The sequence below is a fragment of the Saprospiraceae bacterium genome, from assembly GCA_026129545.1.
Lineage (GTDB): Bacteria > Bacteroidota > Bacteroidia > Chitinophagales > Saprospiraceae > M3007.
This window is the reverse complement of sequence record JAHCHX010000001.1, coordinates 1,017,290-1,042,440: the sequence shown is the minus strand read 5'-3', so window position 1 is coordinate 1,042,440 and position 25,151 is coordinate 1,017,290. Positions and strand designations below refer to the sequence as shown.

The window sequence follows — 25,151 nt, the reverse complement described above, 5'->3', positions numbered from 1 at the left end:
TTCGAGGGGATTAAAAACCTCTTTTGGCTATTTACGGATTTGGGCAAATGACCAAACACTCATTTGGGAATTTGAGTAATTGGGTATAATTGGATAATTAAATGGATATTAGAAACTCGTTCAAATCCTTAAATTCTTGATAATCAAAGCGCATATCAAAAAATAAATCACCGAACTCGGATTTGAATTTTTCACTGGCGTCATTCCCTGCCTTGTCATTATCAAAAAAGCCCAAGATTTTTTGATAGCCCTTTTCACGGACAAAGAGAATGGCCTTTTCGGTATAGGAAACAGAGTTGAGAATAAGCGCGTCGGCAGAAAGCGAAGGAACATTCTCAAGGGTGAGTTTTGAAAGAAAATCCATAAACCCTTCGAAAATCATTATTTCGCCCCCTGCCCCGTTTCCTTTGATGAAACTCATATCTTTTTCACCCAGAGAAGATTTAAAGAACGGGTTACGGATTTCATATCCGCCGGAGATGTTTTCAAAACCGACTGCAAAATATTTCTTGCCATTCTCCCGATTGGAGTACCGGACTTCCTTCAAATACGCCTTAGCGATTTCAAGATTTATTTTGCGCGCCTCCGTAATATAGGCGACAAGCGAGTTTGCGCTTGTGCCGAATGGAGTTATGCTTTCTAAAAGAAAAAACTCTTCCCTTTCCTGCTCTTGTTTCTCCGGCTTTTCAGGCGTTGGCGGCGGTGTCCAATTTCTGCCAAACATCTGCTCCAAAAATTCAAGTGCGCCCCTGACATCAGTATTTCGGTAACGGATTACAAAATCCAGTGCATTACCGCCAATGTCGCCGAAATCATACCAGACATTTTTGCGGATATTGACGAAAAGGCTTGCCTCTTTCTCTTTCCTGAATGGAGAGAGAAAGGCAAGTTCTTCCCCGCCTTTAAATGATTTGACCGCCTGCAAACCAAGTTTGGCAAGTATCTCTTGCAAAGGGATTTTTTTCGCTTGGGTTGAGTTCATTTAACCATTTACTTAATTGGTTAAGTGCGGATTAGCAAATTTACGCTAAAGCGTATTTACGCATCTGCGCATTTGAGTATTTTCAGTTTTTTACATCTTCTTCGATGAGGCGAATGATGTAAGCCATCAATGTTTGATCCTGCATTGTGGATTTGGTTTTTGCCTTTAAGTAAAGAGACACGGGCGCGTTGACTGAAATCCGTTTTACTTTTTCTGCGACGGGCAAGGGCAGGGGCTTTGCGGTTTCCTTTATCTGTGCAGGTTCGTGAATTTTTTTGGTGATTTGGTCAATCTCCACACTTGAAGGTTTGCGGGAAAGAGGCTTTTTCGAAATCAGATCAGCGATTGATTTTCTTTTTGGGTTTGACATTTTTCCTCCTGGGGGTTGAGTGTTTTATTATTGTTTCAAGTTCCTTACATAAATCGGCGACTTCCGTTTTAGCGCGCTCATCTTCCCACTCATAAGCAGTCAGGCCGTATTTGCTGGCGCGGCGGTGTGCAACCCTGTCGCCAAGTGTGGATTTAAGCGGTTTTATACCGCTTTCCGAAAATAATTTGAGAGCGGAGCGGACTTCTTTATCTTCATTAACTCGCCCGCTGAATTTGTTGAGGACTAAAAATGTCGGGATGTTTTCACGGTGGATTTTTACTTCTTCAAGACGGGTTAAAAATCTTTCAAAGGATTTGAGGTCATCAATGCTTGGTGTGATGGGGATGAGAAGAATATCACTGATGAGCATTGTTCGGGTGGCAACCTGATCCATTTGCGGAACGCCGTCAATGATGATGATTTGGTAGCCGTCTTGCTCGTGTGTTTCAACATCTTTGGGAAGAGCCTGAACGGTGGTCATCGGAAAAACCGGAATACGCATTTCGCTCTCTCTTCTTTCCTGCCAGTCGCAGGTGGTTCTTTGCTCAAGGTCGGTATCAATGATGCAGGTTTTGACGCCCTGCTTGATAAAATACGCCGCCAGATTTCTGGCAATAGTGGATTTGCCGACGCCGCCTTTCAAATTTGTTACTGCAATTATCATACGCTCTTGTTTTTGAAAGGAGCGTATAGTCAAATGGGGATAAGGGCAAGAAGGCATTTGCCCATTTGGGTAAATGTCCATCTGATTTTTTACCGACTTGTGCGTTTACGCAACAAGTCTTTCTTTCAGACAGCAAATTCTTTCAGTAAGCATTTTTATGATTTGTGAGCGAAGCGAACTCAATTTTAGGCAATGCCGAAGGCTTACGCCTTCGGCATTGGGAGGAGCGAACGAAGTTCGCGGAGGGTAGGTGCTTAAAGGATAGTTATTGTTTATTTGTATATATAGGGTTGTCAACCAAACTTCACGTGGTTTCGCTACCAAACTTCACGTGAAAACCTACCAAACTTCACGGATTTTGCCTACCAAACTTCACGTGGTGGCGTGGTGAAAAGCCCGATTATACCAAACTTCACGTGCGGATTTTGATAATTATACCAAACTTCACGAATTGTCATCCTGTTTCATACCAAACTTCACGCGGATTTTGGGGTAATCATACCAAACTTCACGTGGTTTTGCCGGTGTTTATTGAAAAAACCTACCAAACTTCACGCAATGCGTGTTCACGCGGATTGCTGCCCCAAACTGATAAAGGTTTTTTTCTCAATTGGGGAAGGGGAGTGATGAAGCCAAAAACCTTCGTTTTTATCTTCAAAGATATTTGCCTGCGGGTATTGGGTTCTGGCAAGAGAAAGGGTTTTCCTGAATATCTGTTTGAACTTATACATCTGGTTGTAACCCCTGCCGAATTGCTCTTTAAGTGCCTTCCAAGTGAGGAATTGCGGCCCTTTGGGGTTGATGCGGTGAAGCCTTTGCACAAGCCAAGCGTAAATATCCAATGCCATTGCACTGTGAGAAAGAGCAGCAAGAGCGCGCTCATCAAGCGGTATGGCGTGGTTTATCAAACTGTTGAAGTAGTCGTCCGTTAGTTGGACGGTTGTCGGCCATAAAACCCTTTGCCGCTCATCTTTTGGGAACCAGAGATCAAATGCCTTGACGATTTTCAAGTCAACCTGGACACCTTTTTCATTGTCGGAATAGCCAAGACTCAAAGTTGAGGAGGTGATTTTTCTGAGTTGGTTTTTAACCTCATTGATAGTTCTGCCGTCAGTATTGAGGCCGATACATTTGATAAAGGCGGTCATACTGTCTTCTACATTGATGGCTTTGGACTGGGTTCGGATTGCCTCGCTGTTGATATGGGCGAGGATCAGGCGGGCTTTCGGGCCGTAGGGCAGCCCGATAAATTCAAAATCGTCTTTCTCAGGATTGAAGGTTTCGCTCGCTTGAATGGCAAGGCTAACATTGCCTTGTTTCTGCTTCCAAATGCGGACATCAGTGCCAGGATTTCGGTAAGGGAGGAAGGTTTGGCAGAGGACGCTGTGTTGAAAAACGGCGTCTTTGATCGTGCCCTTTTTTAAAATCAGTTGATAAGCCGAGTCTTGGAGACGCTTTTCTATTGGGGTGATTTCCGACATTTTCCGCTCTTAAAATTGCTTTATAGCAACTTTTAAGCAGAGGGAACGGCTTGTCAAGAAATTTGAAGTGGGTTGCGGGCTGAAAGAAAAAATGATTTTGGAAACAAGTGGATATTTTGAAACTGACAGGCAACCCCTACCAAACTTCACGTGTTCAATTTCGGCATTTCAAATATCAATATCCATTTCCTTATCGTCGCGGTCGCGGCTGGGCTTTCTTTTCGTAGGCTCACCGAAATTTTCCTTGAGTTTTTCCAAGAACTTGGACTTGCCACGAGAACGCTCTGCGATCATTTCCTTGCTTCCGGCGATATAGCCTTCAGCAAACGGGCTGGTTTTATCCTGAAACCCTTTTACAAGCATTTTGGAGAGTTGGGGCAGGTATTTCTCAATCAGATACCCTGCATTGAAAGCCTTTTGAATTACTGCGTTTGCCATCAGAAAGTATCTTTTGCCTTAGTGTTTAAGAAATCCAAAATGGAATTGCGGTCATAAAGGATCAGTTTTCGGCTTGGTTGTGAGAAGCGGATAAGCCCTTCATCGCGGTAGCGTTGTAGGGTTGTCTTGGAACTGATGTGGAGAAGTTTCATTGCTTCCTCATCATTTATCCATTTCTCCTGCTCGATGCCGTTTTTTTCTTTGAGGCGGTTCACAACTTCCTCCACCAAAGCGTAGAACGCTTCGGACTCAAGGCAAATAACATCAAGGCGGTTACCGAATTCTGGCATCGCCGAAATGTAAAAACAAATTGCGAAGTGGAGTAGGGCGAGCCAAAAAAATCGCTGAAAGCAAGGTATGTGGAAAAAAATTTAAAAAATTTTTTCTACATCAAATAAGCCCAAAAGAAACCGAATTCTGCTTGCAAATTGCTTGCAAATAAAAAAGGAGTTACAAACTTTCGTTCATAACTCCTTGATTTTCAGTGTCGGGATACCAGGATTCGAACCTGGGACCCCCTGCTCCCAAAGCAGGTGCGCTACCGGACTGCGCTACATCCCGAAAAAAAGCCCGCAGGATAGCGGGCAAACGATGCGGATAGGGCGGGATTCGAACCCGCGGTACAGGTTTACCCGTACGTCGGTTTAGCAAACCGGTGGTTTAAGCCACTCACCCACCTATCCGAATGGGTCGCAAAGGTAAGCGAGGCCAATGCGATTCGCCAAATTAACTGCCCAACATTTTTTTTAGTTTCATCAATTCTGGATGCTTCGAATCGGTCGCGGCAGCTTTGACGAGATGCTCTTTGGCTTTGACACTGTCTTTTTTCGCCAAATATATTCTGGCCAGCAACCGATTTACGTCAATGTTTGCGGGACGCTTGTTGTATTCGCTTAAAGCCAATCGCAAGGCTTTGTCATAATCTGGTTGCAACTCCAAATGAAACTCAGCCATTTCCATGCTCATGTTGTGTCCTTTGTCAGTGTCTTCTTGCATCATTTCAAGAATTTGCGATGCGAGTGCCTGATATTCCTCTATGCGTCCGGTTTCGCGATATAGCGCGGCCAACGTTTCATAAAAACTAACTTCGGGGGCAATATCACACGCTTTTTTCAACAGTTCTTCGGCCTTGTCGTATTGCTTCTTTTGCATTTCCACTTCTGCGAGCATTGCGAGGGCAAAAGGATAGTTCTCTCTTTCGAGCAAAATCATCTGATACTGTGTCTCGGCTTTTTTCCAATCGCCGTATGTCTTGTGAATGTTGCCAAGCGTCAGCCTCGCCCAAGCGGTGGCTTCTTGGCCGGGGAAACCCGCCTTGACGGCCATGACAAGCGCCTCGACGGCACCCGGCACGTCGCCGTGAATCTCTCTAAGATAAGAGACGCGGGAATAGGAGCGCAAATCAGGCCGAATGCTCACCATTTTGTCTGCCATTTCGACGGCCTTGGCATAATTGCCAAGCTCCACATGTGCATCGACCAAAGCTCCGTAAATCTGGGCGTTGTAGGGGTTGATTTGCACAGCCTTGTTGGCTGTTGCGAGGGCGCTGGAAAAATCATGCAAGGATAGTTGCACCCCTGCTTTAGCAGACAAAGAGCGAAAAAGCAGGTCTTTTTGCTCAATTTTCATTTTGGCAATATCATCCTGAGGTATTTGCGCCAATACTTCGTCCAACATTTTGAGCGCCGCCGGGTAGTAGTGCGGGTGTTCGCCCGTGACGCGAGCTTCCTGTATGAACAGCTCAGCTAGCTTCAGTCTTGGCTCAAGTGCCGTCGGGTTGGCAATAATGGCTTGTCGTTGTGCGCCATAGATATTTTGCACGTTGTCCCATTCTTTTCCCAACCGGAGCGTTTCGTTGCGGTCAAGCAGCGGAGGGATAGAGGCTGCAATTTCTTCGGGAGTCAAATTGGTTTTTGCGGAGTTTGTGCCTCCAAACTGGGAACAAGCGATGCAAAGCAGGCTTGCGGCAAATGAAAATTCGATGAGGGTTGGGATTCGCATGGTCGTTTTTTTTGAAAAATGTGTTATACCCAGATTAAAGAGGATTTGAAGATTTCCTTGATTGATTTGGTGATTTTCAAAGGATTGCGAGCAACGTTTGTTCAAAACCACTTTGCGTTGACTATATCGGTGGAGGATGCGGGCATTAGTGTTCAGTTGTCACTTCCGGTAAATGACCACTAAATTGGAGGAAAAGACATTTCACAAGCCTGTTTGGCAACTCATGGCACCCTCTCAACCTTTAACTAAAAACCAGCGCCAATGTGAGACAGGCTTGTAAAACGCCTCTTGTGGTTGCGTTTCAAATTGTCGCCAAATGTGTGGCGGAATGGCATCGCGGCAACTACCTGAATGCCATTCCGGGTTACAAAAGGCGACAATTTGAAACGCAACCATTCTTGTGAGGATTTCAAATACTCATTCGCGGGCTTTTGACAACTTTAATGCCTGTACGACCTTGCCATTTGCCACCACCGATGCAAAGTATTGACCCGTAGGCAGGTTGGACATGGACACGTCGAACTTGTAGTCGCCCGCAGCCTTTTGCTCGTTCAGCACCGTGCGGACAAGACGACCATTCGCATCATGTATCACCACTTGTATTTTGGCCGGGGAAGCGACGTGCAGGCTGAGCGTGGTGTTTTCTCGAAAGGGGTTGGGAGCGCTCGACATTACTGCCTGCGCTGGTTGCAAACCCAGCAAACTGCTTCCGCCCCGTACATCCGCCACTTGCTTGACGGGGCGAGCATCATCGGCCAGCGTACCGCCACAGTCGCCGTCGCCCGGCCACGGGGCCGCCACATAGGGGAAAGAGGTTTTGAATGGCGCATCGTTGGTGTCAATCCCTGTTGTGTAAGTCAATACATTGAGCAGCTGTTGAGTCACGGGAGAGCCTCCGGGCACAAAATCATCGTACCAAAGCCCTATTGCAGCCAGAGCGATACCGCTAACTGCTTGCAGTTCTATACGGGTGACATCGTCTTCCAAACGGCGGCCGTTTGGAAAGCCATCCATGTTCGGGATGAACTGCAAATCGGCGGTAGTGTTGTATGTTGGGTCGGTCAGGCCCAGCACCGCAGCTTGGATGAGGCCGAGCGAGCTAAAGCTAGGGTCGTTGCGCGGTGTCACGGGTACGGCCATGTTCAAGCGGAGCATATCACCTCCGTTTGGCAGGAAGTTGTTGATGAATGGTTTGCCCGGTGCGAGAGGGTTGCCGTTCTTACCCGTCGCCAATTGGTAGGGTGCCAGATTGGGTACTCCAGTATGGAAAATTGGCCACAAGTCCACCGAGCGAGGCTTGGCGGGTCCGGGCAAAAGCAACGTGCCAAATACTGCATCATCCAGTGCCGTGCCAGCCAGAGCGGGGTTGCCCTTGAGGCCAAACAAACCATCGTTGCCATTCCCAAAATCGAACGCGCCCAGAGCGTTGCGCTGAATTCGCAGTTTAGCAAATGCTGGCACAGCAGCTCCGAACAGTGAATCGTCCATGTAAAGTGCCAGTTCGGGATTGTAGAAAAAGCCATCCAAGTTTTGGTCGTTGATTTCCACGTATGGCGAGAGCGAGTTCCAGAGGTCTTTCCAGCCAATCGGAATCACCACTTCATTGGTCAGCGGCATGCCCAGCCTTGACACTTGCACCCAATCGCCAGAGGTTTCGATTTGCCCGTATTTCTTTAAAGTGCGAGTGGCTGGCCTGCTGGCCGATGCCCATACACCGATGACGTAGTCAGAGTCAAGTATGCTGGTTGGTTGCAGCGGTGCACCCGCCTTTAGCAAATTAGCGATGGGTACCTGAATAGCGATGGTGCTCGTGTTGAAGCAAGCAACGCCGTCTCGAGGCTTCCCATTTTGTCTTGGCAAATCGCCGAGGTCGAACGCTCCTCCCAAATCAACAAAGAAAGGGTCGTCGGCAGAGCCACAGTAAATCTTCTCGCCAGTCGGCAGGGTGCGTATGGCTTTATTGATAAGCGCATCGTAGGTCGTGTTCAGGCCAACCGGGCTCTCGATGGAACGCTTGCCGATATTGGAGGGCGGCACGAAGCCATCTTGTACCAAGGTTTGGAATGTGGCGCCGCCATCCGTGCTTCTTTCAAGAGTATAGGTAGTGCGGTTGTTTCGCAAACCAAGCCGCACGCTAAAAAACGTGGTAGGGTCTTCATACACGTTTTTGAATGTGAAGCGATAGATAATATCGTCACCGGGAGTGGCGATGTTGTTGTCAATGTGGATTTCGTAGCGGATGTTTTCGCCAAAAAAGTAGTAGTTCGGACCGCCTTGTGGCAGTTGCAAGGGTACATAATTGGCAATGATGGTAATCGTGTTGGGGTTGTCGGGGCTGCGGAAAGCATATACATCGGTGTTGTCCGCAAGCGGGTCGTCAGCGATGAGCGGCGCCTCGCGATGGCTGGATGCCACGGCAAATTGGAATGTCATCAGCACGAACAGAGCTGTGGCGATGGTTATTTTTGCTAAGTATTTCATTGCAAATTTTATTTTAAACGGTTTGGAGCATCAAACTATCCATGCCTTTACTGAGTGATAGTTTGACACACTCGGTGATGAGAGATGATTGTGTTGACAACGGTTCAGTCCGGTTCTTGCCCGCTCCAAGGGGAAGCGATATATGGGAAAGTGGGCTTGAAAGGCCTGTCGTTTTGGTTTACGCCTGTTCGATAAGTCAACACGTTGAGCAGGTTCTGAGTCACTGGGCTTTCCCCCGGCACAAAATCGTCGTACCAAAGCCCGATAGCAGCCAATGCTATGCCGCTGACAGCTTGTAGTTCTATGAGCGTCACGTCATCCTCCAAGCGACGACCGTTGGGGAACCCATCCATGTTTGGGATGAACTGTAAATCGGTGCTTGAGTTGTAAGTGGGGTCTGTCAGACCAAGTACCGCCGCTTGTATGATGCCAAGTGGGCTAAAAGCAGGGTCGTTGCGCGGTGTCACCGGGGTTGCCATGTTCAGTCGAAGCATATCGGCTGAATTGGGTAAAAAGTTGTGTATGAAGGGTTTGCCTTCCGCGAGCGGGTTCCCGTTCTTGCCAGTTGCCAATTGATATGGGCGCACGTTGGGAACGCCCGTATGAAAAATCGGCCACAAATCCACCGAGCGGGCACTATTGGGACCTGGAAGAAGAAGGCTTCCAAAAACAGCATCATCCAGAGCCGTCCCTGCCAAGGCGGGGTTTCCTTTTAGGCCAAATAGCCCATCCTTCTTGTAGCCAAAGTCGAATGCCCCCAAAGAATTGGTCTGGATGCGCAGCGGGCCGAAAGCGGGTACTGCTGTGCCGAAGAAGCGGTCGTCCATGTAAAGCGCAAGCTCGGGGTTCCAGAAGTATTGGTCGAGAAACTTGTCGAAGATATCCTCATAAGCAGTGAGCGAGTTCCAGTAGTCTTTGAAACAGGTCGGGATGATTACCTCGTTGGTGAGCGGCATGCCGAGGCGAGATACCTGCACCCAATCCCCTGTTTCGCTTAGCGTGCCATCATTTCCAAGTGTGCGAGTGGCGCGTCGGCTAGCCGAGGCCCACACACCAATCACATAGTCCGGGTCAAGGATGCTGATTGGCTGTGCCGGGGCACCAGACTTGAGCAAGGTGGCAATCGGTATTTGCAGACAAATGCTGTGGACGTTGTAGCGTCCAAGCCCGTCGCGGCTAGGGCCATCTTGGCGAGGCAGGTTGCCCAAGTCGAACACGCCTCCTAGATCCACGAAAAACGGGTCGTCGGCAGGACCACAAAACACTTTTTCTCCCGTAGTCGCAGTCACGATAGCTTGATTGATGAGCTCATCGTAATCAAAAGCGCCCAATCCTACGCCACTTTGTATGGAGCGAGGCCCGATGTTTGGAGGCGGCACATCCCCGTTGCTCACAATGACTTGCCAAGTTTTGCCGCCATCAATCGAACGCTCACAGGTGTAGCGCGTCCGAAGGTTGCGCTGCCCAAGGCGGATGTTGAAAAAGGTGGTCGGGTCTTCATTCACGCGGCTGAAGGTGAACCGATAGGTAATCTCGTCGCCAAATTTTGTGACATCGTTGTCAATGTGAATCTCATAGCGGATGTTCTCCCCGAAAGTATTGTAGTTGGGACCGCCAAAAGGCAGCTCCGCCGGGATGTAATTGGCTATGATGGTGATGGTGTTGGGATTGTCGGGGCTTCGAAAAGCATATAGGTCTGTGTTGTCGGCTAGCGGGTCGTTGGCAATTAGGGGAGCTTCTCGATGGCTTGAGGCCATGGCAAGGTATGACCAGCATGCAAATAGCAAAGCGCCAAGAAACCTGAATCGTCTATTGTTTGGCATGGTGAAAAAGATTTTATTGTGTGATAAAAAAGATAGTTGAGTTGTGGGTCAAAACGAGAACTGCACATACCCTCTCGCAAAAAATGGGGTACCGGGCGTGAAGTGGATTTCGGCAACAGGCTCCAGCTCATCGCGCAGACGCGACTCGGTTTCGAACTGTGCTTCTTTCCATCGAGAGTTCATCAGGTTCTGTATCGAAAATCCCAGCTCGCAGCCGCCCCTTCTCCACCCGCCCACCGCGTCGAGCAGGAAATAGCCCTTGGCTACAAGGCTGTTGTCTTCGTTGGCAGGGCGGTCGCCCAGATAGCGAAAACGCAAGCTGCCAAAAACACCCTTGCCTTTGTCCCATGCCAAGCCGCCTGTACCCGTCCATCGCGGAGCGAGCGGTATAAACCGGTTGCCTTCCGGCTCATCAGTCGCGCGAGCGTGCGAGTAGGTCACGTCGGCATCAATAAAGAAGTGCCTCAGCCACTGGATTCGAGCAGATATGTCCACCCCATAACGAGCAGTTTTGCCGCCCGGCTCCACAATGCCCGCATCGCCTACATAGACAAACTCTTGTTCGAGGTCGAGATGCCAACCCGCCAGATTGAATAGCATGGAAGGTAGCGGCTTAAACACAGCTCCCACATCCACCCCCAGTGCTCTCGGCAAAATTTGCCGGCCTGCTTGGGGCGCCACCACGCGTGCGTCGTTGGAGTGAAAACCATAACCGCTGTTGATATAGAGCCTGACCCTTTTGCTGAGGTCATAGTAGAGGTTGAGTTTTGGGCTGGCCAAACTCGCATTCACGCGCTGTGGCGCATAGACAGAATCCAACTTATTCTCGTATTGAAATTGGAAAAGGTCGAAACGGCCTCCTGCGTCGAGACTCAGATTAGGCAGAATTTCCCATGTGGCCGAAACAAAAGCGCCTGTATTTGTCTCGTTCACGTTGCCCAAAGCAATTGGGTATTGGGTGAAGCTGCGCTGAAAAGTGCGCGACAATTCGTTGTCGCTCACATCGTCGTTGCGGAAAAAAAAGCCGATTTCCGAAACAAGCCGTTTGCCGGACAGACTGCCCTCTTTTTGAAGCGCGCCGTTGTAACCAAATATGCGACGACGCTCTTTTTGCCTTATCTCATCTCCTTTGTCAGGTTCTTCCAGGAAAAAAGTAAAGTTGGAGTAAAGCTCAAAGGCATAATCCGTGTAAAAAATCTGGTTTTTTATCAAACCGTTGTTTTTCAAGTTTTTGAGGTGCTCAAAGTTGAGGTTGTACCGGCTAGTGATGCCTCCTTCATTGTCATCAATTGCTCCAAAATATCCAATCAGCCCGGTTTCCACTGCACGGACCGGTATTTGACCGGAGGCATCCCACTTGCTCTGAAAAGCGGAGGCAGAAAAAGTAACTTGTTGACCGTCATCAAATTGAGTGTTGTATTTGCCAAAAAGATTCAGCCGATGAAAATTTTGGGGGCTATCAAAATAACCATCCGAGTAAAAAACTTCGGATGCCACATAAGCGTGCTGATTGCGGCGAGCCGCATTCCTGCCCAACAGGTCGAACGCACCGACAAATCTTGCCGTGGCAAACTGCCCGACCTCCGTCTTGATAAAACTATTGGGCAAGGCATCGGCCGTCTCGAAACGCGCCAAACCCGCCGTGGCGAAATTGCCCGCGTCCGCATAGTAGGGGCCTTTCTTGAACTCTACGTTGCTAATAATTTCGGGTATGACGAAGTGCAAATCCGAGTACCCTTGACCGTGAGCGTGACTCACCATATTGACAGGCATCCCATCCACTGTCAAATTGATATCGGTGCCATGGTCGATGTCAAAACCGCGCAAAAATATTTGCTCCGCTTTGCCACCACCGGCGTGCTGAGCGATAAAAAGCCCCGGCACAAGCCGCAAGATGTCCTGTGAGTTGGTGATGGGGCGAGTGCGCATATCCACTGCGCTGATGTTTTGAAATGGGTCGCTCACCCGAGTTTTGATTTCCACGTCTTGCAGATTGACGGGCGCAAAATCAAGGTCAATCCGAATCGTGGTGGTTTCGCTGTCTCGAACATTGACATCGCTCACCGTCTTTGTCTCATAACCCACATAATTGACAGTAAGGGTATAGCCGCCCGCCGCCACGTTGACAAAGCTGAAAAAACCCAACGCATTGGTGGCAACATACTGACCTCCCGGTTCTATCCGCACCACAGCACCCGGCAGGGCAAGCCCTGAGGCATTTTCAATTACTTGGCCGTTGATAGAGCCGTTGTGCGCACAGAGATGAGACACCAAGAAAAGGCATAAGGCGGTGACAGATGATTTCAATGTGTTTTGCACGTTCAGAAAAATTTTGTTCGATGCTCGATATTTACGAACCCGACCATGCATTGGATTTCCTGACCGCGAAAAATCTTCTTACAACTTCAAACACTCTTCAAATCCTTCCGCCAATCCGTCGCACCCTGCTACCTTTGCGACTTGCCTTGTTTATATTAGATAGGCATTCAGCTTAATCACGAACATTCAAAACCTGCATGCAAATCCGTTCAGCCCTTATTTCCGTTTATTCCAAAGACGGACTCGAACCCATCATCCGCCGCTTACATGAACTTGGAGTCCAACTTTACAGCACAGGCGGCACTCAATCATATATCCAAAAATTAGGCATTCCCGTCACTTCGGTAGAGTCGCTCACCGGCTACCCAAGCATTCTCGATGGCCGTGTCAAAACGCTGCACCCGGCAGTGTTCGGCGGGTTGCTTGCCCGACGCGAGGCGGCACATTTGGCGCAATTGGAGGAATATAAAATACCGGAGCTCGACTGTGTTATCGTGGACCTATATCCTTTCGAGGAGACCGTCGCCACCTCCAACGACCCGGCAGAAATCATCGAAAAAATCGACATAGGCGGCGTGTCACTCATCAGAGCAGCAGCAAAAAACTGGAAAGACGTGGTCGTGGTAGGGTCCAAAGAAGAATACAAGATGTTTCTGGACTTGCTTCATGAGCAGGCAGGCGAGTTTTCAGCCCTCGAGCGCCGAGAACTTGCGCGGCGTGCCTTCAAGGTCACATCCAACTACGATATCGCTATATTCAACTGGTTCAACGAAGGCACCGCCGATATTTCTTTCAAACACTCGATACACCGCTCAGACATTTTGCGCTATGGCGAAAACCCACACCAGAACGGAGTGTTCTTCGGCGATTTTGAAAAGATTTTTGACAAACTTGGCGGCAAAGCAATTTCCTACAACAACCTCGTGGACATAGACGCGGCGGTACTGCTGATGCGCGAATTTCAAGTCGGCAAACCCTGCTTCGCCATTCTCAAACACACCAACGCCTGCGGGGTGGCACGCAGGCACACATTGCCCGAAGCCTGGCAGGCGGCCCTGGCCTGCGACCCCACTTCCGCCTTTGGAGGCATCTTCATCACCAACTCAACGGTGGATTTGCAGACAGCGGAAGACATCAACAAACTATTTTACGAGGTGCTGATTGCCCCAGACTTCGAGCCTGCGGCTTTGGAGCTGCTCCGAAAAAAAGAACAGCGCATTCTGTTGAAAATCAAAAGCTTTGAAGTACCAAAACGTTCTTTCCGCAGCCTCCTGAACGGCGTGGTGGAGCAGGATACCGATTTGAAGACCGAAACCGAGGCGGATTTGAGAACCGTGACCGAGCGAAAACTCACCGCCAAAGAGGTGGGCGAGCTTATCTTCGCCGTCAAGTGCGTGAAGCACCTCAAGTCAAATGCCATCGCGCTCGTAAAAGAACGACAACTCATTGGCATGGGCTGCGGTCAGCCCAGCCGGGTGGATGCGTTGCGACAAGCGATTGCCAAGGCAAAATCGTTTGGCTTCGATTTGAAAGGCGCCGTGATGGCCTCTGATGCGTTTTTTCCTTTCCCCGATTGCGTCGAAATCGCGCATGAGGCAGGCATCACGGCCGTCATTCAGCCGGGAGGCTCCGTGCGCGACCAAGAATCCATTGATGCTTGCAACAAGTTCGGCATGGCAATGGCCATGACCAGCGTTCGACATTTTAGACATTAACGCGCGCATGGGGGAACGCCAAAAAATTTCACTCCCTCATACGCATCACTAATCAAAAGTCATTTTTCAATGAGAAAACCGATTTTTTTGTTGCTTGCGCTCCTGTCGGCGCAGGCGTTCGTCGCGTGTAAAAAAGACAGCACCGATGCCCCCAACAATGCACTCACCAACGGCAGGTGGAGGGCAATAGCCTCTACCGCGACCATCACCGTCGGCACCATCAACCAAACAGTGGACGCGTTGGCCATGCTGCCCGGATGTGAGCGCGACAACTTTTTCATATTTCAAGCCGGGGGCACACTCATCACAGATGAGGGAGCGACCAAATGCAATTCCAGCGCGCCTCAACAAACGACGGGTACTTGGCTGCTGACCCAGAACGACACGCGATTGGTGGTCGCCAGCAGTGGCTACAATTTTGATGCGGAAATCGTGGAGCTGAACGCCTCCAAGCTCAGGGTCAAATACACCACAACCGTTAGCGGTGCCCCGGCGAGCTTTGATACCACCTTTGAAAATTTTTAAAAAACATGGCGACAAAAGCCCCAGCCGTCAAGAAGCGCCTGTCTCCCACCGTCAAGGCCAAGGCTGTGCGTATCCAAGAAATTCTCGACGACTTGTACCCCGAAACACCCATCCCGCTTCGACATGAAGATGCATTCACTTTGCTGGTGGCGGTAGTGTTGTCGGCGCAATGCACGGACGAACGGGTCAATCAAATCACCCCCCTCTTGTTTGCCCGTGCCGACAACCCGACAGACATGGCTCGGCTCCCGACGGAAGAGATACAAGAGATTATCAAACCTTGTGGCCTTTCCCCGGCGAAATCAAAGGCGATTAGCGGATTGTCGAAAATTATCGTGGAGAAACACGGCGGCAAAGTCCCGGAAAGCTTTGAGGCGCTGGAGGCGCTCCCCGGAGTGGGTCACAAAACCGCATCGGTGGTGATGTCGCAGGCATTTGGGCATCCGGCGTTTCCAGTTGACACCCATATTCATCGTTTGGCCGCTCGTTGGGGACTTAGCAACGGGAAAAGCGTGGAACAAACCGAGCGCGACCTGAAAATGATTTTTCCCAAAAACACTTGGAACAAACTGCATTTGCAAATCATCTTCTTCGGTCGCCAGTATTGCCCGGCAAGGGGGCATCAGCCGGAAAAATGCCCTATTTGCTCGTGGGCTGGATAAAACTCACTGGCACCGACGCTTAGAGGCGCTGACGATTTCGTGGATAAAAATAAGCTGAGGCTGGATGGATTTGAACTCTGGCCGTTCCAGGCTTTTTTCCAACGCCTGCTCCACTTCCTCAAACTGACCATTGCCGATTGCCAGCTCAAAACCGATTTGATTTTCCCGTTGAAATTGCCTGAACGCCACTACATGAGGTTCTTTTGGCTTCAATTTTAAATAAACAAAGCACAGCACCAATGCCGTGACAAAACCGCCCAAACCTGACAGCATCAGCATTTTGAACCCAAAGCCCCCTTTTTGAATTCGGAGCGTTTCGTAGTCGTGCTGCAATCGGTGGTTTTCGTTGCGCAGGTCGCGGTTTTGGTCGTAAAGCGACGACCAGTCATCCTCGAAGCTCTTGGCCCGTCGTTCCATAGCCGCCAATGCCTGTTCGAGTGCCTCGATTTGGTTTTGCTGCTCGGAGAGCAATCGCGCCGCATTTTCGTTGTTGGATGGATTTTGTTCCATTTTTTAGTTGTTTTTGCCTCGCAAATGTAAGCACCCCCGACCACGTTGACACTTCAGACCATGACACAAAAAATTGACATTCTAGCTATCGGCATCCACCCCGACGATGTGGAGCTCTGTGCGGCAGGCACTTTGCTGCATCACGCCGCTTTGGGAAAGACATTTGGCATACTTGACCTAAGCCAAGGCGAATTAGGCACACGCGGCACAGCCGCCATCCGACTTCAAGAAGCAGCCCAAGCTGCCAAAGTGTTGGGGGCCGCCTTTCGCAAAACGCTCGACATCCCCGACGGATTTTTCACGCACACGCCAGAACACTGGTTGAAAATTGTGCGCGTCATTCGGGATTGTCGCCCCGAAATTGTGCTTTGCAATGCCCCCGAAGACCGCCACCCCGACCACGGCCGCTCTGCCAAATTGGAGACCGATGCTTGTTTTTATGCTGGTTTGGAAAAAATAGAAACTTTCGACGACGAAGGGGAAAAGCAACAAAAATGGCGGCCCAAGGCAGTATATCACTATATTCAAGACATCAATTTGCAACCAGATTTCGTGGTGGACATCACGCCGTTCCTCGAACAAAAAAAAGCGGCCATACTCGCCTATCGCTCACAATTTTATGACCCCCACAACACGGAACCCAACACCCCCATCTCTGGCAAAGATTTTCTTGAATACTTGGAGGCCAAGGCAAAAGTATATGGGCGGTCTATTCAAGCACCTTACGCGGAGGGGTTTATCTTCTCTCGGATTCCGGGTGTGAACAACTTGTTTGACCTGCTTTGACTGCCCTTTCGCCCAATCACATTTTTTGAACACAGTAATGCGGAAACGCGCTTTTTCGCGTAGGTTTGCCATCGTTACAAAACTGTCATCAACATGAAAAAAATCACACCTGTTCTTTTGTTTGCTTTTGCAATGCTGGCCAGCAGCTGCGCCAGCCCAACCAAACAATTTTCCAAGCGGCTTCGCGGCACCTGGCAAGTCGCCAATTATGATGTGGAGCGCCCCAACACTCGCTCTGCCTCTGCCTCCGTGACCGATTTTGGCTCCATCACCTTCAATAAAAACGGTACTGGAAGCCTCGAAAACGCCAGCATATTCGACAACCTCACATCTGGCAGCCGCAATAGCGCCGGCCGATACGATTTCCGCTGGAGCAACACGGAAAACATCGTGGTGCTGAGAGAGGAAGGCTCCATCATCTCAAAATCTTGGATAGTCATCACGAACAAAAAAAGTCAGCAGGTGTGGAAATCCACCGATGGCACCAATCAGGTAAAGACCATTGAATTGCGCCGCTAAACAGTGCATGAACTCAACCATGGAAAAGACCCTTTCCCTTTGTTTGGCACTACTCCTGTCTCTCTGCTGCGCCATATCCAATGTCGCAGGGCAAACGCGGTTTGGCGTGAAGGCGGGTGTTAGCTTGGCAGATATGCCGCTGAGTTTTGACTATCAGAATGTCTTGGGGTTAATCGAGGTGCAGGGAGTTGCCACCCGACTGGAAACCAAATGGCTGCCAACTTATCACGCTGGCTTTGTGACAGAGTTCTGGCTAAGCAGCAAATTTGGAATCGGCACAGGCCTGCATCTGAACGTGAAAGGCTCCGAACGGGAATTCAGGGGGGAGGTGCTGAACGTGCCATTCACCCGCACCCGAAAACTGATGCCCATGTATTTGCAGCTGCCTTTGTCTTTCGCGTTTCGCGCCGAAGGCCTTTACATGGGAGCAGGGCCTTATATCGGTTACGCCGTCGGTGGAAACGTGAAAATCAAGACCACCTCAAACGGCTCCTCAAGCAGCGGCTCGGAGAAATTGAAATTTGGCGACGAAATCAACGACGACCTTACCAAACTTGACTATGGCCTCGGATTTGAAATGGGCTACGAGCTCGTGGGGGTGAGGCTTTCTTTGTCCTACAACTTGGGATTAGCCAACGTGCTGCCCAAAAAAGCGGTGGATTTTGCCGCTGACAACGGGGGCAAATGGCACGCAAAAAACAATGTGGCAAGCCTTTCGGTCGCCTACCTGTTTGGCAACGACGAAAAATAACCTAACCCTATATGCCCACAAACACAGAGCCAACGCCGTTTCAGGACAGCGTTGGCTCTTTTTATTATTGCCCTTAAAGCAGAAATCAATCACGCCTCTTCGGAAGTGGCCACACCCGACACCAACAACGAAACCTCATTGTTTAGCATTTCAACGAAGCCGCCCTCCACATTAAAGGTCATTTTTTCGCCATTGCCTTTCAGGACGCGCACTTCACCTTTGGCCAACGAAGAAACTATCGGAGCGTGATTTTTCAAAATCTCGAATTGCCCGGCACTACCCGGAACCTTCACCGATTTCACTTCTCCAGAAAAAATCTCTCTTTCAGGACTCAAGATAACTAAATTCATGTTGCTGCGGATTTGGTGGAATGAGTGTGAATTGTTGGGCAATTAAATCCGGCTTCATGCAGCCACTCCCCTTAGTGTCTCGCTAACGAAGTCCTTTTCGCCCGCCATTTTCACAGCTGTTATTTTGATGCTTCTTCCAACATTTTCTTGCCCTTCGCGATGGCATCATCAATGGTGCCAACAAGGTTGAAGGCAGCTTCGGGATATTCATCCAACTCGCCGTCCATAATCATGTTGAAGCCGCGAATCGTCTCATCAATCGGCACCAATACGCCCTTCAAGCCCGTGAATTGCTCCGCGACATGGAACGGCTGCGACAAGAAACGCTGCACACGACGGGCGCGGCTTACCACGAGTTTGTCCTCATCGGAGAGCTCCTCCATGCCAAGGATAGCGATGATGTCCTGCAATTCATTGTAACGCTGCAATATCGCCTTTACACGCTGAGCGCAATTGTAGTGCTCGTCGCCAATGATTTTTGGGTCAAGGATGCGAGAGGTTGAGTCAAGCGGGTCCACAGCAGGGTAAATGCCGAGCGAGGCAATTTTTCGGCTCAACACCGTCGTGGCATCCAAGTGAGCGAAGGTCGTTGCTGGCGCGGGGTCGGTCAAGTCGTCCGCTGGCACATACACGGCCTGCACGGAAGTGATGGAGCCACGCTTGGTGGAGGTGATGCGCTCTTGCATGATACCCATTTCGGTAGCCAACGTGGGCTGATAGCCCACGGCTGAGGGCATACGCCCGAGCAATGCGGACACTTCCGAACCCGCTTGCGTGAAGCGGAAAATGTTGTCCACGAAAAAGAGAATGTCGCGTCCACCGGCGGGGTCGCTCAAATCGCCGTCGCGGAAGTACTCAGCCATCGTGAGACCGGAAAGTGCCACACGCGCACGAGCGCCGGGCGGCTCGTTCATTTGGCCAAAGACAAGGGTTGCCTGCGATTTGGCAAGTTCAGCCTTATCCACCTTGCTCAAATCCCAACCGCCTTCTTCCATCGAATGCTTGAAGGCATCGCCATATTTGATTACATTGGATTCAATCATTTCGCGCAAGAGGTCGTTGCCCTCGCGAGTGCGTTCGCCCACGCCAGCAAAAACCGACATACCGTCATACGCTTTCGCGATGTTGTTGATGAGCTCCATAATCAACACCGTCTTGCCCACACCTGCACCGCCAAAAAGGCCAATCTTGCCGCCTTTGGCATAAGGCTCGATAAGGTCAATGACCTTGATGCCTGTGTAAAGGATTTCCCTTTCGGTCGAAAGGTCCTCATAAGCAGGGGGCTTGCGGTGAATCACATAGGCGTTTTTGCCTTTTTTCACTTCGCCGATGCCATCTATTGCTTCTCCCACCACGTTGAACAAGCGACCGCGCACTTCCTCACCAACAGGCATGGCGATGGGAGCGCCCGTGTCAACACACTCGATGCCACGCATGAGGCCATCGGTGGAGTCCATTGCAATGGTGCGCACGCCATCCTCGCCGAGGTGACGCTGCACTTCGAGCACGAGCTTGGAGCCGTCGGGACGGGTGATTTCGAGGGCGCTGAGAATTTCAGGCAGTTTGCTGTCGGGGCCGCTGAAGTCAACATCCACGACAGCACCGATAATTTGTTTGATACGACCGATATTAGCCATTGAACAGAATGATGTTTGGTTGGAGGCGCTTGTTTTCCGCATTTGGCCGATTTTTTCGGAACCATTGAGCGCCCAGTCTCTAAAAAGCCGCGCAAAAGTACGCACGTTTGGCAGAAAACAATCGGTGATGCCAACTTTTTCTGCTTCAAAATTAAATTTTGCAAAAAAGATGTATTCTGCACTGAAAGTGTCAAAATTGTGCCGTTTATTTGATGCGATTTCCATCGTCTGGCGCGGAAATTCCGCAAATGTGCAATGTCGTTGGCAAGCATATTTTGCAAACGAATTTTTATTTTAACACTTGAAATGCGCAATTACCCGCAAAGAAGCACGACTTTTGCAACTTCTTTCCCGAAAAGCACGAAAAACACGGCAAAACAGCCACCCTTCCCCCTTTAAAGAATAAAAATTGGCAATGGGCGTTTTCCGCCTCGTCATTTTTATTTCTGTGTAATTTTTGTTTTTTCTAAACTTCAAATTTGAGTACAAGATGCAGTTGAGAAACCCTGTTTTACGCTGGTTGACCCTGTTTTTGACCGTTTCATGCCTACCTCTTTATGCCCAAACGACCGTTGACGTGATTCAGGATGCGGGGTTGGAAGAACCTGCAGACATTTCGGAATCCCTTGTGGCAAAAGGCGTTCTTCCCTTGCCCACCGAAGCGGAACTGCGCGAGCGACTTTCTTACCTTTCCAGCTGCGTGGAATTGAAATCACACCCCGTGGTGAAGGGCTACATCAGGACTTATGTGCAGGTGAAAACCGAAAAAACCCGCACAATGCTCGGCAAGCGCCTCACATACTTTCCTCTTTTTGAGCAAAAACTGAAAGAATATGGCTTGCCCGCTGACCTGAAATATCTGGCTGTCGTAGAATCCGCGCTCAATCCTCATGCAGTCTCGAGAGTTGGCGCGACAGGTCTGTGGCAATTCATGCCAGCTACTGGCGCACAATACGGCCTTCACACGAGCAGCGTCGTGGAAGACCGCAGCGACCCAGTGAAAAGCACCGATGCCGCCGCCCGCCATTTGAGAGACCTTTACAATCTTTACAATGACTGGGCTTTGGCCCTGGCAGCCTACAACAGTGGGCAAGGCCGCGTAAACGCCGCCATCAAAAGGGCGCACAGTCGCAACTTCTGGTCTATCCTGAATTACCTCCCGCAAGAGACCCGGAATTATGTGCCAGCATTCATCGCCGCCACCTACATCTGCAATTACTACACCTCGCACGGGCTTGTGCCTTATGAGCCTGACTACGACGAACAACTTACCAACTATATTAAGGTGTACGAGGGTATGTCGTTCCGTGATATTGCCGACGCTACAGGCATTGACTATCAGACCGTGAAGACCCTGAATCCCGGCTTCCGCCGCGATTATGTGCCGCCTACTGCCGCCGGGCATTATGTGATACTGCCGGAGCGCGTCATGCCTGCATTCGTCCGCTATCTCAACTCGCTTGGCAGCCGCACCTACTCATTGGAAAGCAAGGATAATTATGTCAATTCGGACCTTGGGGATGGCCGCTACTGGCAGCGTTTCATCAGCGTTCAGCAGCCCGACCATATCGAGACTGTCGCGCAAAAACTGGGTTGCAACGCTGACCATTTAAAAGCATGGAACAATCTGAGTTCCAACTATGTGTATAATGGACAGAGCCTCAAAATCTTGCATCCAGTATATGTACAGAAGCACACCTCCGGTCGCGTCGAGGCTCCTGTGCAAAACACGAGCGCAGCCAAGCCAAAGAAAAATGAGGGAGCAACCCGCCCCACCACCACCACTACCCCACCCGAACGAACGAACGTGCCGCCCCCGATTATCGTGTCGTTGGAAGATTCGCCACGAAAGGGCGAATTCCAATATCACACCGTGCAGCGCAACGAATCATTGGAAGATATAGCACGACAATACGCAACCAGCGCCGCGAGCATCAAGAAACTCAACGATTTGGAAACCTTGAAAGTTGGCATGCGCCTGAAAATCAGGGAGTATTGAGAAGAAAGAAAAAGCTTTCAATCGGCTAATATACCGATAAGCGACGCGGGCGATGAGTAAGGTTTGAGGTAAAATTACCTCAAACCTTATTTTTTTGCGATAAAGTCAGACTTTTGCATTTCTGTTCATTAAAGCGAAACCACTTATCATGACAACAAGGGCGCTCCTCATCGAAGACGAACCGGAAGGTTTGGAAAACCTCCAAAACCAGCTTGCCAAATACTGCCCCGATGTGGAAGTGATGGCCACCGGCGGTTCGAATGCCGACTTGCTCCGATTGGCCTCTGAAGACAACGACACGAAGTACGACGTGGCCTTTCTCGATATCAACTTGCCGGACGGCTTGGTTTTCCAAGCCTTGCAGCAATTCGACGAAATACCCTTCGACATCATTTTCGTGACAGCTTTCGATAAATATGCGCTAAGGGCTTTCGAGTTTGCCGCCATTCACTACGTCGTAAAACCTATTGACGGTGAAGAACTAATCAAAGCTGTGAGCCGTATCCGCCGTCGCAACGCTGCCACCAAGCAACGCATGGAAGTGCTCAGGCAGAATTACAATCCCAATGCCCCCAATGCTTTTGATAAAATTGGCATCTCCGGCCTCGACGGCATCCATTTTGTCCCGCTCCGCGACATCGTCCGCCTCGAAGCAGAGGACAACTACACACACTTCATCATCAAAAACGGCGAACGCATCACCGCAACCCGCACCATCAAAGCCTTCGAGGACACCCTGTCAGCCCTGAGCTTCGTCCGTGTGCACAAAAAGCATATCGTCAACATGAACTTCATCCGCACCTACATCAAGGGCGAAGGTGGGTATTTGGTGCTCGAAACGGGAGAGACAGTGGAGGTGTCGCGCCGAAAAAGAGCGACGCTCATAGAATCGGTGCGACGCACCCACAGTGAGCTTTGATTTGATTGGAAGACAAACCCTACCGACATGAGTATTTTCAAACCCACTAACCTCTTTCATGGGCTTTTTTGACAAATTTTTTAACCGCGAAAAAAAAGAAGACCTCGACAAGGGTCTTGAGAAAACCAAAGAAGGTTTTTTTGACAAACTATCTCGCGCCGTAGCCGGCAAAAGTACGGTGGACGTGGAGATACTTGATGAACTGGAAAACGTGCTCATCAGTAGCGATGTAGGGCTTGACACCACCGTGAAAATCATCGAACGCATAGAGGCAAGGGTCGCTCGTGACAAGTACATCAACACCGCGGAACTCAACGCCATTCTTCGAGACGAAATCGTGCGGCTATTGTCCGAAAACAACACAGAAGATGCCGATGACTTCGATATTCCCGTCGGGAAAAAACCGTACATACTACTTGTGATAGGTGTCAACGGTGTCGGCAAAACCACCACCATTGGTAAATTAGCATACCAATTCAAGCAAAAAGGACACAAAGTCGTGTTGGGTGCCGCCGACACATTTCGCGCTGCCGCAGTTGACCAACTCAAGATATGGGCCGACCGCACAGGCTGTGACTTTTACTCAAAAGGCATGAACGCCGACCCTGCCGCGGTGGCTTACGAAACCACCAACTATGCCGTCGAGAACGGTTGTGACGTGGCCATTATTGATACTGCCGGACGCCTGCACAACAAAACACACCTGATGCAGGAGCTGGGCAAAATTCACCGCTCCATCGAGAAAAAGCTGCCCGGTGCCCCACACGATGTGCTGCTCGTCCTCGATGCTTCAACCGGCCAGAACGCACAAGAGCAGGCCAAGCAATTCACCGAGGTGGCTCCCATCACTTGCCTCGCGCTCACCAAACTTGATGGCACCGCTAAAGGCGGGGTAGCCATCAGCATCAGCGATCAGTTCAAGATACCCATCAAGTATATCGGAGTGGGAGAAAGCATTGACAAACTACAAATTTTCAACAAAAGAGCCTTCGTGGAATCCCTCTTTGACCAGTAGTGCTTTATTTGCGCCCGAACACCCAACACCCAAAAGACAATCAACCAAAATCGTCAAACCAACCACTTTTTTATTATGAGCCGTTTTCGCCCGGGAGTCCTTCATGGACAAGAAGTCACAGACCTTTTCAATTATGCCAACGAACACAACTTTGCGCTGCCCGCTGTCAACGTCATCGGCACCAACTCCGTAAATGCCGTACTCGAAACTGCGGCAGCGGTCAATAGCCCAGTCATTATCCAATTTTCACACGGAGGGGCAGCCTTTTTCGCCGGCAAAGGCCTCTCCAACGAAGGCAACAAAGCCTCCATACTCGGTGGCATTTCAGGGGCGCAACATGTACACGCGATGGCCGAGGCATATCGCGTGCCGGTCATTTTGCACACCGACCACTGCGCATTGAACATCATCACTTGGGTGGATGGCCTGCTCGACGCGGGTGAAAAATTTTATGAAAAAAATGGCTACCCGCTTTACAGCAGTCACATGCTCGACCTTTCGGAAGAACCACTTCACGAAAACATCGAAATCTCCTCCAAATATCTCGCAAGAATGTCGAAAATGGGCATGACGCTTGAAATCGAGTTGGGCGTGACAGGCGGAGAAGAAGACGGAGTGGACAACACCGATGTGGATTCGTCGCGTCTCTACACCCAACCGGAAGAAGTAGCATATGCTTACGAGCATCTGAAAAAAATAAGCCCCAATTTCACCGTTGCTGCCGCGTTCGGCAATGTGCACGGGGTTTACAAACCCGGCAACGTCAAATTGCAGCCTGTCATCCTGAAAAACTCGCAAGATTACATACGGGAAAAATACGGCCTGAACGACAAGACACCAGTCAACTTTGTCTTTCACGGCGGCTCCGGCTCCTCACAATCCGAAATCAGAGAAGCCATCGAATACGGCGCCATTAAGATGAACATTGACACCGATATGCAGTGGGCCTTTTGGGACGGCATCCGCAGCTATTATGAGGCGAAAAGTGGCTATCTGCAAGCGCAAATCGGCAACCCAGACGGAGCCGACAAACCCAACAAAAAACACTACGACCCACGAGTATGGCTGCGGGAAGGCGAAAAATCGTTTGTAGCCCGCCTGAAACAGGCATTTGAAGACCTGAACTGCATGGGGCGCAACGCCTAAAGAGGCGAGACTCTGTCGCTATCGACTGACAAAAAAGCACCAACTCCTCTCATTTGCG

General features: G+C 49.9%; 24 protein-coding genes and 2 tRNA genes. 11 read left to right on the top strand and 15 right to left on the bottom strand.

Translation table 11 applies throughout. The annotated features are described in order from the left end of the window. Window positions 1–97: 97 nt before the first annotated feature. From KIS77_03750 to KIS77_03695, 12 genes are all read right to left on the bottom strand, one after another. Complete coding sequence (locus KIS77_03750; GenBank protein MCW5921431.1) at window positions 98–982, bottom strand: toprim domain-containing protein; 885 nt, start codon at window positions 980–982, stop codon at window positions 98–100. 82 nt (window positions 983–1,064) lie between these two features. Beyond that, window positions 1,065–1,352 (bottom strand): hypothetical protein, encoded by a 288-nt coding sequence (locus KIS77_03745; protein ID MCW5921430.1) that lies wholly within the window; start codon window positions 1,350–1,352, stop codon window positions 1,065–1,067. Further along, window positions 1,321–2,016 (bottom strand): ParA family protein, encoded by a 696-nt coding sequence (locus tag KIS77_03740; GenBank protein MCW5921429.1) that lies wholly within the window; start codon window positions 2,014–2,016, stop codon window positions 1,321–1,323. The genes KIS77_03745 and KIS77_03740 overlap by 32 nt, the downstream gene beginning before the upstream one ends. 566 nt (window positions 2,017–2,582) lie before the next feature. Beyond that, window positions 2,583–3,497, bottom strand: coding sequence for a plasmid encoded RepA protein (locus KIS77_03735; GenBank protein ID MCW5921428.1), 915 nt, complete (start codon window positions 3,495–3,497; stop codon window positions 2,583–2,585). Between the two features lie 168 nt (window positions 3,498–3,665). Continuing rightward, complete coding sequence (locus KIS77_03730; protein ID MCW5921427.1) at window positions 3,666–3,935, bottom strand: hypothetical protein; 270 nt, start codon at window positions 3,933–3,935, stop codon at window positions 3,666–3,668. Further along, window positions 3,935–4,225, bottom strand: a complete 291-nt coding sequence (locus KIS77_03725) for a helix-turn-helix domain-containing protein (GenBank protein ID MCW5921426.1) — start codon at window positions 4,223–4,225, stop codon at window positions 3,935–3,937. The genes KIS77_03730 and KIS77_03725 overlap by 1 nt, the downstream gene beginning before the upstream one ends. Window positions 4,226–4,422: 197 nt before the next feature. After that, window positions 4,423–4,496 (bottom strand) — tRNA-Pro (locus tag KIS77_03720). 33 nt (window positions 4,497–4,529) lie between these two features. Then, a tRNA-Ser gene (locus tag KIS77_03715) sits at window positions 4,530–4,618 on the bottom strand. A gap of 43 nt (window positions 4,619–4,661) precedes the next feature. After that, complete coding sequence (locus KIS77_03710; GenBank protein ID MCW5921425.1) at window positions 4,662–5,936, bottom strand: tetratricopeptide repeat protein; 1,275 nt, start codon at window positions 5,934–5,936, stop codon at window positions 4,662–4,664. A gap of 417 nt (window positions 5,937–6,353) precedes the next feature. Continuing rightward, window positions 6,354–8,417 carry a DUF4331 family protein gene (locus KIS77_03705; GenBank protein MCW5921424.1) on the bottom strand — a complete coding sequence of 688 codons (2,064 nt, stop codon included), beginning with the start codon at window positions 8,415–8,417 and terminating at the stop codon, window positions 6,354–6,356. A gap of 104 nt (window positions 8,418–8,521) precedes the next feature. Beyond that, window positions 8,522–10,240: a DUF4331 domain-containing protein gene (locus KIS77_03700; protein ID MCW5921423.1), complete on the bottom strand. Its 1,719-nt coding sequence runs from the start codon at window positions 10,238–10,240 to the stop codon at window positions 8,522–8,524. A gap of 48 nt (window positions 10,241–10,288) precedes the next feature. After that, complete coding sequence (locus KIS77_03695) at window positions 10,289–12,559, bottom strand: TonB-dependent receptor (protein ID MCW5921422.1); 2,271 nt, start codon at window positions 12,557–12,559, stop codon at window positions 10,289–10,291. Between the two features lie 197 nt (window positions 12,560–12,756). On the opposite strand from KIS77_03695, the gene purH reads away from it, so the two are divergent. The 3 genes from purH to nth all read left to right on the top strand — a co-directional run bounded on the left by purH (window position 12,757) and on the right by nth (window position 15,461). Then, complete coding sequence (purH, locus tag KIS77_03690) at window positions 12,757–14,274, top strand: bifunctional phosphoribosylaminoimidazolecarboxamide formyltransferase/IMP cyclohydrolase (GenBank protein ID MCW5921421.1); 1,518 nt, start codon at window positions 12,757–12,759, stop codon at window positions 14,272–14,274. A gap of 69 nt (window positions 14,275–14,343) precedes the next feature. Beyond that, on the top strand, window positions 14,344–14,799 hold the full coding sequence (locus KIS77_03685) for a lipocalin family protein (protein ID MCW5921420.1): 456 nt from the start codon (window positions 14,344–14,346) through the stop codon (window positions 14,797–14,799). A 5-nt stretch (window positions 14,800–14,804) separates the two neighbouring features. Then, on the top strand, window positions 14,805–15,461 hold the full coding sequence (gene nth, locus KIS77_03680) for an endonuclease III (protein ID MCW5921419.1): 657 nt from the start codon (window positions 14,805–14,807) through the stop codon (window positions 15,459–15,461). Window positions 15,462–15,464: 3 nt separating this feature from the next. On the opposite strand, the gene KIS77_03675 is transcribed toward nth, so the two are convergent. Next, window positions 15,465–15,971 (bottom strand): hypothetical protein, encoded by a 507-nt coding sequence (locus tag KIS77_03675; protein MCW5921418.1) that lies wholly within the window; start codon window positions 15,969–15,971, stop codon window positions 15,465–15,467. A gap of 60 nt (window positions 15,972–16,031) precedes the next feature. On the opposite strand from KIS77_03675, the gene bshB1 reads away from it, so the two are divergent. The 3 genes from bshB1 to KIS77_03660 all read left to right on the top strand — a co-directional run bounded on the left by bshB1 (window position 16,032) and on the right by KIS77_03660 (window position 18,027). Next, on the top strand, window positions 16,032–16,757 hold the full coding sequence (gene bshB1, locus KIS77_03670; GenBank protein MCW5921417.1) for a bacillithiol biosynthesis deacetylase BshB1: 726 nt from the start codon (window positions 16,032–16,034) through the stop codon (window positions 16,755–16,757). Between the two features lie 93 nt (window positions 16,758–16,850). Further along, window positions 16,851–17,276, top strand: a complete 426-nt coding sequence (locus KIS77_03665; GenBank protein MCW5921416.1) for a hypothetical protein — start codon at window positions 16,851–16,853, stop codon at window positions 17,274–17,276. 19 nt (window positions 17,277–17,295) lie between these two features. Next, window positions 17,296–18,027, top strand: a complete 732-nt coding sequence (locus KIS77_03660) for a PorT family protein (GenBank protein MCW5921415.1) — start codon at window positions 17,296–17,298, stop codon at window positions 18,025–18,027. 89 nt (window positions 18,028–18,116) lie between these two features. Here the strand turns inward: KIS77_03660 and atpC are convergent, their stop codons facing one another. Both atpC and atpD read right to left on the bottom strand, forming a co-directional pair. Next, window positions 18,117–18,377: an ATP synthase F1 subunit epsilon gene (atpC, locus tag KIS77_03655; GenBank protein MCW5921414.1), complete on the bottom strand. Its 261-nt coding sequence runs from the start codon at window positions 18,375–18,377 to the stop codon at window positions 18,117–18,119. Between the two features lie 119 nt (window positions 18,378–18,496). Further along, window positions 18,497–20,014 (bottom strand): F0F1 ATP synthase subunit beta, encoded by a 1,518-nt coding sequence (atpD, locus tag KIS77_03650; GenBank protein ID MCW5921413.1) that lies wholly within the window; start codon window positions 20,012–20,014, stop codon window positions 18,497–18,499. A gap of 19 nt (window positions 20,015–20,033) precedes the next feature. Between atpD and KIS77_03645 the strand changes: the two genes are divergently transcribed. The 5 genes from KIS77_03645 to fbaA all read left to right on the top strand — a co-directional run bounded on the left by KIS77_03645 (window position 20,034) and on the right by fbaA (window position 25,093). After that, entirely contained in the window at window positions 20,034–20,312 is a 279-nt protein-coding gene (locus KIS77_03645; protein ID MCW5921412.1) for a hypothetical protein, read from the top strand. A gap of 192 nt (window positions 20,313–20,504) precedes the next feature. Continuing rightward, window positions 20,505–22,013, top strand: coding sequence for a transglycosylase SLT domain-containing protein (locus KIS77_03640; GenBank protein ID MCW5921411.1), 1,509 nt, complete (start codon window positions 20,505–20,507; stop codon window positions 22,011–22,013). A gap of 148 nt (window positions 22,014–22,161) precedes the next feature. Beyond that, window positions 22,162–22,932: a response regulator transcription factor gene (locus tag KIS77_03635; protein MCW5921410.1), complete on the top strand. Its 771-nt coding sequence runs from the start codon at window positions 22,162–22,164 to the stop codon at window positions 22,930–22,932. Between the two features lie 58 nt (window positions 22,933–22,990). After that, a complete protein-coding gene (gene ftsY, locus KIS77_03630) occupies window positions 22,991–23,947 on the top strand; it encodes a signal recognition particle-docking protein FtsY (GenBank protein MCW5921409.1) in 957 nt (318 codons plus the stop codon). 75 nt (window positions 23,948–24,022) lie between these two features. Then, window positions 24,023–25,093, top strand: a complete 1,071-nt coding sequence (fbaA, locus tag KIS77_03625) for a class II fructose-bisphosphate aldolase (GenBank protein ID MCW5921408.1) — start codon at window positions 24,023–24,025, stop codon at window positions 25,091–25,093. Window positions 25,094–25,151 lie beyond the last annotated feature (58 nt).